Origin of the sequence: Vibrio intestinalis, assembly GCF_025195085.2 — a bacterium.
Classification (GTDB): domain Bacteria; phylum Pseudomonadota; class Gammaproteobacteria; order Enterobacterales; family Vibrionaceae; genus Vibrio; species Vibrio intestinalis.
This window is the reverse complement of the sequence record NZ_JANAVY020000025.1, coordinates 40060-46695: the sequence shown is the minus strand read 5'-3', so window position 1 is coordinate 46695 and position 6636 is coordinate 40060. Positions and strand designations below refer to the sequence as shown.

Sequence of the window (6636 nt, the reverse complement as noted above, 5' to 3'; positions counted from 1 at the left end):
GTTTATCCTACCGCCTCGAAGAGAAGATAGAAGTTATCCTCGATGGGTTAAGTTGAAACCCAAGAAGTACGCAACAAATAGGAAAAATGCCAGTCAGCTTAACTGACTGGCATTACTCGCATGTGCGAGGCTTTTTCATATCACGTTTAGCAATTACAGCTCAGCGTTGTGGTAAACCTGCTGAACGTCATCACAATCATCCAGCATGTCTTGGAACTTCTGGAATTTCTCAGCATCTTCACCAGTCACTGGAGTATGTGTTTGAGGTACGAAAGTAATCTCTTCCACATCTAGAGTTAGATCAGGGAATGCTGTGTTAAGCGCTGTCTTAGTTTTGAAAAACTCAGTGTGCGGAGCGAATACAGTAATAACACCGTCTTCTAGCTCAACGTCTGTCACATCTACGTCTTCCATCATCAGCGTTTCTAGGATCACTTCATCGTCTTCACCTTTAAACTGGAATACAGCTTGGTGATCGAACATATGCGATACTGAACCTTCAACACCGATTTTCGCGCCACACTTAACGAAGCATTGGCGAACATCTTGGAATGTACGGTTGCCGTTATCTGTCAGACAGTCAACGATTACACTTGTGCCACCAGGGCCAAAGCCTTCGTAACGAGCAGGAGCGTAATCTTCACCGCCACCGCCTGTCGCTTTATCAATCGCTTTTTCGATAACGTGTGCAGGAACTTGGTCTTTTTTAGCTTTAGCAATCAGGTGCTTAAGCGACAAGTTCATATCTGGGTCTGCACCGCCATTTTTGGCGCACATGTAAATTTCTTTACCGTATTTGGAATAAACTTTAATTTTTGCGCCAGCAGTTTTAGCCATAGAGGCTTTGCGCACTTCAAAACTTCTTCCCATCGGGATGTTCTCTCTTAATTCAATTTAACGCGGTGGATTTTAGCAAAATGTCGAGGCTTTTCAATTTTGCCTGACAGCTTGGGCTACGCGATACCCATTATTCGTTTGTATTTTGCAACACACTCCAAAAACCAAATGCGCTCATTCTCATCAATTAGCTTGTTAGCTTGCAGATCAATTTCTTCAGGGCCGCCTTTTGCTTCCCTCATTTTCCACACCAAAAACGAAGCCTGCTTATCAAGCTCGACTCGGTTCTTTTCATCGGCAGGTAGAAGTGACAAGTTTATCGACATGCTGGATCTCGAATCAGAAAATACAAAGGCGCAAATATAGCACACAAGAGGGGGATGTTGAGAATAGTAACAAGCGAAAATAACTAAGGGTGGCTCAAATATTAGCCACCCACAGGTCAAACATTACGATACACATCAGTGCAGCAAGCCAAGTTCCTTTGCTTCCTCAATAGTAAGACCGCTTTCTCGAATCTCTCTCAACGCTTCGATGCGACGACGAGCTTCGGCAGATTTTACCGTTGTGGTTGGCTTATGCGATTCTACTTCTTCCGTGAAGTCCCACTTATTCGCAATATTTGTCATTTCATCATGGTCAATAGAATTGATGGACATTGTAACCTCCGAACAAACCATGCTAGGGACGCCTCATTCTTAACAAACCTCAATCAAGTTTGTTAAGCATATTTGGTGAAGAATGTGATGGTGATAATAGTTCAAATACCTGATGCAAATTTTGCTTCGATTCTCTTTGCACCGACCAAATTTCCAAAGTACATTTAAAAAATTCCCCCTCAGAAAGGCCATGCTGTTCTAGATCAAGTGTGGTACAAAATCTCACCAGTTCAAACTTGCTTTCCCCGCGCACTATCTGCGTTTTCCTGCGCTCATTTTTCGACCTAGTTCACTCTTTTTTGTCACTCTTCTTTTCTCACGCAAAATAAGAGTTAATGATAACCATTATCTTTATCAAGTGAGTGTCATTATGAGTGAAACATTGTTACAGCATGCCTTTCATGCTGACCCTATAATTAAAATCCGCGACCTCTGCGTCGACTACATCACAGACACTGGTGACTTTAATGCCGTTAAGTCGGTTAGTTTCGATATTGGCAAGGGCGAAATCTTCGGTCTTGCTGGCGAATCTGGCTGCGGTAAAAGTACCATTGCGTTTGCGATAAACCGCCTACATAAGCCGCCTGCGTTTATCTCTGGCGGCCAAATCCACTTCGAAGGCCGTGACCTATTGAAACTGCCTGACAGCGAGCTAAACACCGTTCGTTGGAGTGAAATAGCCATGGTTTTCCAAAGTGCCATGAACTCGCTTAACCCTGTATTGCCAGTGAAAGAGCAGTTTGCAGACGTACTTCGCCACCACAAAGGCATGAGCGAAGCAGAATCAACCAAACGCGCTGAGCAACTGCTTGATTTGGTCAACATCCCTCGCGAGCGCTTAACGGAATACCCTCACCAATTTAGTGGCGGTATGCGCCAACGTTTGGTGATTGCAATTGCACTTTCATTGAACCCGAAATTGATTGTTATGGATGAGCCAACCACCGCGCTAGATGTTGTGGTTCAACGTGAAATCCTGCAACAAATCTATCAGCTACGTGAAGAGTTTGGTTTCTCGGTGTTGTTTATTACCCACGACTTAGCCTTGATGAGCCAATTGTGCGATCGCATCGCCATTATGCGCCATGGTGAGATTGTGGAGGTCAATACCTCAAAGAACATCCGTAATAACCCGCAGCATGCTTACACGCAAAAGCTATGGGCGTCTTTCCCGAATATCCATGAAGGTAAACACCAAACTGAAGGAGAGCCAGCATGAGCGAGCCAATCATCCAAGTAAACAATATTGTTAAAGAATTCACTATTGGTGGAGGCTTCTCTTCGGTTGAGCGTTTTAAAGCGCTGCAAGGAGTAAGCTTTGATTTGTATAAAGGGCGCACGTTAGCGCTGGTTGGAGAGTCTGGCTGTGGTAAAAGTACCTGTGCTCGCTTAATGACTAAAGTGTACCCAGCAACGAGCGGTGAGATCCTTTTCAAAGGCAAAAACATTGACCAGATTACCAGCCGCAAAGAGCTGCTTGATTATCGCAGCAAAGTACAAATGGTGTTCCAAGACCCATTTGGCTCATTAAACCCAACCCATACCATTGAGCACCACTTAACTCGCCCATTGAAGATTCATAAGCAAGTCTCAGACAACAGTAAGATCCCTGGTCGCTTACAAGAGCTGATTGATTTGGTTGAACTTGCTCCGGATACCTTGAAAAAGTACCCACACGAGCTTAGTGGCGGTCAGCGTCAGCGTGTTAACTTAGCCCGCGCTCTTGCCGTTGGCGCAGAAGTGATTCTGGCTGACGAACCAACCTCAATGCTGGATGTATCGATTCGTCTTGGCGTGCTCAACCTTATGCAACGCATGAAGAAAGAGCTTGGTATTGGCTTCTTGTACATCACCCACGACTTAGCCACTGCGCACTACATCGCGGAAGAGACAGCGGTAATGTACAAAGGCCAAATTGTGGAATGGGGTGATACGCAAGCGCTTCTAACCAACCCGCAGCACCCATACACCAAACTGTTGATCTCGGCGGTACCGGATCCTGATCTTCCATTTGGTCATTTGGTGGAAAGTGAACCAGACTATTCTGTAGACGCAGATAAGATCCGCGCGACCAGTGCCATTGTTCGCGATGGATTTGATCAAATAGGTCCTAACCACTTCGTTAAGCATTGGGTAGACGCAGCATGATCCAACTAGACACCTGGGTAGAACAAATCAGCACTTGGTACAAAAACCGAAAGCATGATCAAGATGAACAATTACAAACGTTGATCTTAACTGTGCCAGATTCGGTTTGGGGGCCAGAGGTGACCGAGCTGCAAAGCAAGGCCATTGCATGCTGGTTAGATGGCTGCCTGCGTGTCTTTCAAGGTTTGCGTTTTCAAAACCCAAATCAGGCTTACCAGTACTTGCAGCTAGCAACAAGCAAGCTGCAAGCGACGGTTAGCCAACCCCTCGCCGACCTTGAACTTCAAGATTGGTCAATGAAACGTTTGCAGCATCTCACTGTATTAGGCCTTGAATTTTGCAGCCAGCAAGAGCAAGACAAATGGCAGAGAGAGTCAAACGTGCTGGTGGAGAGCCACGTTGAATTTATGGCCGCTCATTCTTGGAATGAAGCCAATGGACAGAATTCACGGAACAATGATCAAGGCTCAGTCACATTGCACTGATTTTTAATCGACGAACAATGGAACGATGATCAAGGTCGCTAGCTTGATCATCGTTCCGTTTTATTTGGCAGATCAACTTAGCCACTCTCCTACTTCCCATCGCAAATTATCGCTCGGCAAGCTAAGTCCATTCTAGGTTTGGCAAATTTCAGGCAAAAAAAAAGCGAGCTCTTTCGAACTCGCAAAAATATTCAGAATGAATGTAACAATATGAGCCAATCTAAAGGGAAGATACTCCCTTATTCATCAGAAAGGACAAAAGGTTGTCTATTCGTGATTAATCATACTGTTTGGCGGTTGGCTTATGTCAATTGAGTGTCAGCGCAATGTTGTAAGTATGTTTGAATTGCAAATAATTCAAATTTACAGCGGTACTCAACGGACTTCCCCTAAACCGCAACTTCATCTAACGCCCTAAAGACCGTCTCATCAATGTGGCCTTCAAGCACTTGCTTACACACTTTACGGCGAACCGCCAAGCCTGCGATTAAGCGCTCAATCGATAAGTGCTTGTTTTCACTTTGACTGTTATACAGCTCCACCATTTTGCTCAATGTCTCGTATGGGATTTTGCTCTCACCGACGCGAAGCCAATCAAGCTTGTCTATAAGCTCCAGACACTCTTCTTTGATTGAGCTATGGGAGTGCCCTGTCATAGCGGCTAAAGCCGTTATACTGCGTTCTAGAGCCTCTGGAGAGGTATATTTCGATAGAGTAATGGTAATCTCATCCGCATTGACCTCAACCAAGTGTTTACGTTGTTTAACACGACGCCCCAAATGGCCTTTTGGAGAACGTTCTTTACGTTGGATTGGTTCAAACTCACCATCTATAATTTGCGACAGCTCATCAAGCTGTTGACGTGAGACCATCTCATTGCGTAATGGGTTTGGCAGTGTCGGCGCCATGTTGCGCTTACCCGCGTTGGTGGTGCGAGCACGCGAATAACGCAGCACTTCTTCAACGTCACACTTAATATCCACTTGGTAATCTTTGATCTTATCTTTTTCGATCATCGCTGAGATCGTTAAGTGATAACCCCAAAGATTCACCACAAACAACTCATCACTGCCCTTGCCATCAGAAAGACGTTTTAATTCACGAATCAGATCCATCGAGAAACGACGCCATTCGATATTACGCGCAAGCTTTTGGTTCAAGTCACTCAACATCATCACATCAGTATGGCGACGTGACATACGACTACGGAAGTAACTGTAGAGCTGGAAGACCAAAGTGTGCTGCTTCAGAATTTCAGGCGGGAACAAGAAGAAATAATCGCGCGTCAGCAGCTCTTCGTAGAAGGATGGCTCCCAAACTAGGATGTATAGGTTCGGTTTAATGCGTATTTCGCCGTCAGCGCCCTCTGTAGGGGCTTCTTCCGATGCAGTAATGGTACGGGCCAAAAATCTAAAACGATCGCTCTTAAAGCCTTCTGGCATGTTCTCACTAAGCCATCGACCTGTCAGCTCGTGTAATTGAAAATCGGTAAACTCGATACGATCAATACTGTCGCGAATAGAATCACGCGCAGGGCCACTGTCTTTCTTGCCACGTAGCGAAAGAATGTCCGTGATGTACAGCGGAGTTTTATTCGGTACCTGGCTAGCATCAAGCTGATATTGGTGTTGGTGATGCTCGTGATATTGCACGGTCAGCGTAAATAGGGCGAACAGTGTCATCAGATCATCAACGGTCATGATGTTCTTTGATGATCGTGTTTCGATCACAGCACGAGTACCAGAGATCGACACCATCGACTTCTGATAGTTTTTACGTGTGCGTGGCGGAGCCAATGCTTGGTCAATTATACCGGCCCAATTGGTCGGTGAGACAATAAACTGATCCGCTTCATCTTTCATCGCTGGTGGCGTATTCAAGCCATACTCATTCAGCAAGCGTTTGTTTACTTGTGTTTGAGCCAGCGCTTTAGAACGTTTCTGTTTTTCCGTTTGTTTAACGCTTTCAGTGACTAAGCTTGTTGCGCCTAGCGCAGAGATGAGTAAGTTTGGATTAACAAACTTGTGCAACATGGTTTTGCCCGCTAAGCCTTCTTCAAACTTAACGGGTATTTGATTGAAAAGACCGATATTAACTGCTGCGCGTAAACGTTGCTGAATAGCTGCGCGAGTAATTTGTCCGTCTGTTGCGTCGATAAGCTCTGTGGTAGATACCAGACCATCTTTGCTTCTGAAGCCACGTAGGGAGATCAAATTCAGCAGTTCAACAATACTTTTGGTGACACCTTTAAAGTGTTGGTATTGCTCAATCCAGTCTACGGCAGCTTCTGATACTTCAAATAAGTGGCCATCCTTATGGCTGCGTGGGGCTTTAATCAGTATTTTTTCTTCTGAGCTCATTTCTTAGATCCGTATCACATAAGCCGTAATATCGATATTGTTCCAGAAGAATAAAGAAAAAAAGATCATAAATAAAGAAAAAACTTATTGTTTTTAATAACTGATCTTTTTGATTAAATCTGATCTAATTGATTATATGATCTATTG

7 protein-coding genes are annotated in these 6636 nt (G+C 44.7%); 3 read left to right on the top strand and 4 right to left on the bottom strand.

The window, feature by feature from the left end; genetic code table 11:
- Positions 1–153: 153 nt before the first annotated feature.
- The 3 genes from MU515_RS19660 to MU515_RS19650 form a co-directional block, all read right to left on the bottom strand.
- The gene (locus MU515_RS19660) at positions 154–870 is read right to left on the bottom strand and encodes a YebC/PmpR family DNA-binding transcriptional regulator (RefSeq protein WP_260262107.1); all 717 of its coding nucleotides are present in this window, start codon (positions 868–870) and stop codon (positions 154–156) included.
- 83 nt (positions 871–953) lie between these two features.
- Entirely contained in the window at positions 954–1163 is a 210-nt protein-coding gene (locus tag MU515_RS19655; protein WP_260262106.1) for a DUF3283 family protein, read from the bottom strand.
- Between the two features lie 135 nt (positions 1164–1298).
- Positions 1299–1496 carry a PA3496 family putative envelope integrity protein gene (locus tag MU515_RS19650; RefSeq protein WP_260262105.1) on the bottom strand — a complete coding sequence of 66 codons (198 nt, stop codon included), beginning with the start codon at positions 1494–1496 and terminating at the stop codon, positions 1299–1301.
- 370 nt (positions 1497–1866) lie between these two features.
- Here MU515_RS19650 and MU515_RS19645 point away from each other — a divergent pair, with 370 nt between their 5' ends.
- Genes MU515_RS19645 through MU515_RS19635 form a run of 3 tightly spaced genes read left to right on the top strand, consistent with a single transcriptional unit; the run spans position 1867 to position 4129 of the window.
- Positions 1867–2715 carry an ABC transporter ATP-binding protein gene (locus MU515_RS19645; RefSeq protein ID WP_260262104.1) on the top strand — a complete coding sequence of 283 codons (849 nt, stop codon included), beginning with the start codon at positions 1867–1869 and terminating at the stop codon, positions 2713–2715.
- A complete protein-coding gene (locus tag MU515_RS19640; RefSeq protein ID WP_260262103.1) occupies positions 2712–3644 on the top strand; it encodes an ATP-binding cassette domain-containing protein in 933 nt (310 codons plus the stop codon). Before MU515_RS19645 ends, MU515_RS19640 begins: the two co-directional genes overlap by 4 nt.
- Positions 3641–4129, top strand: a complete 489-nt coding sequence (locus MU515_RS19635) for a transcriptional regulator (RefSeq protein WP_260262102.1) — start codon at positions 3641–3643, stop codon at positions 4127–4129. Before MU515_RS19640 ends, MU515_RS19635 begins: the two co-directional genes overlap by 4 nt.
- Positions 4130–4518: 389 nt before the next feature.
- Here the strand turns inward: MU515_RS19635 and MU515_RS19630 are convergent, their stop codons facing one another.
- Positions 4519–6489, bottom strand: coding sequence for a replication initiator protein RctB domain-containing protein (locus MU515_RS19630; RefSeq protein ID WP_260262101.1), 1971 nt, complete (start codon positions 6487–6489; stop codon positions 4519–4521).
- Positions 6490–6636: the final 147 nt, after the last annotated feature.

Excerpts from the sequence above, each read along its gene's own strand:
- MU515_RS19660 (WP_260262107.1), bottom strand. The coding sequence starts at position 870 with ATGGGAAGAAGTTTTGAAGTGCGCAAAGCCTCTATGGCTAAAACTGCT.
- MU515_RS19655 (WP_260262106.1), bottom strand. The coding sequence starts at position 1,163 with ATGTCGATAAACTTGTCACTTCTACCTGCCGATGAAAAGAACCGAGTC.
- MU515_RS19650 (WP_260262105.1), bottom strand. The coding sequence starts at position 1,496 with ATGTCCATCAATTCTATTGACCATGATGAAATGACAAATATTGCGAAT.
- MU515_RS19645 (WP_260262104.1), top strand. The coding sequence starts at position 1,867 with ATGAGTGAAACATTGTTACAGCATGCCTTTCATGCTGACCCTATAATT.
- MU515_RS19640 (WP_260262103.1), top strand. The coding sequence starts at position 2,712 with ATGAGCGAGCCAATCATCCAAGTAAACAATATTGTTAAAGAATTCACT.
- MU515_RS19635 (WP_260262102.1), top strand. The coding sequence starts at position 3,641 with ATGATCCAACTAGACACCTGGGTAGAACAAATCAGCACTTGGTACAAA.
- MU515_RS19630 (WP_260262101.1), bottom strand. The coding sequence starts at position 6,489 with ATGAGCTCAGAAGAAAAAATACTGATTAAAGCCCCACGCAGCCATAAG.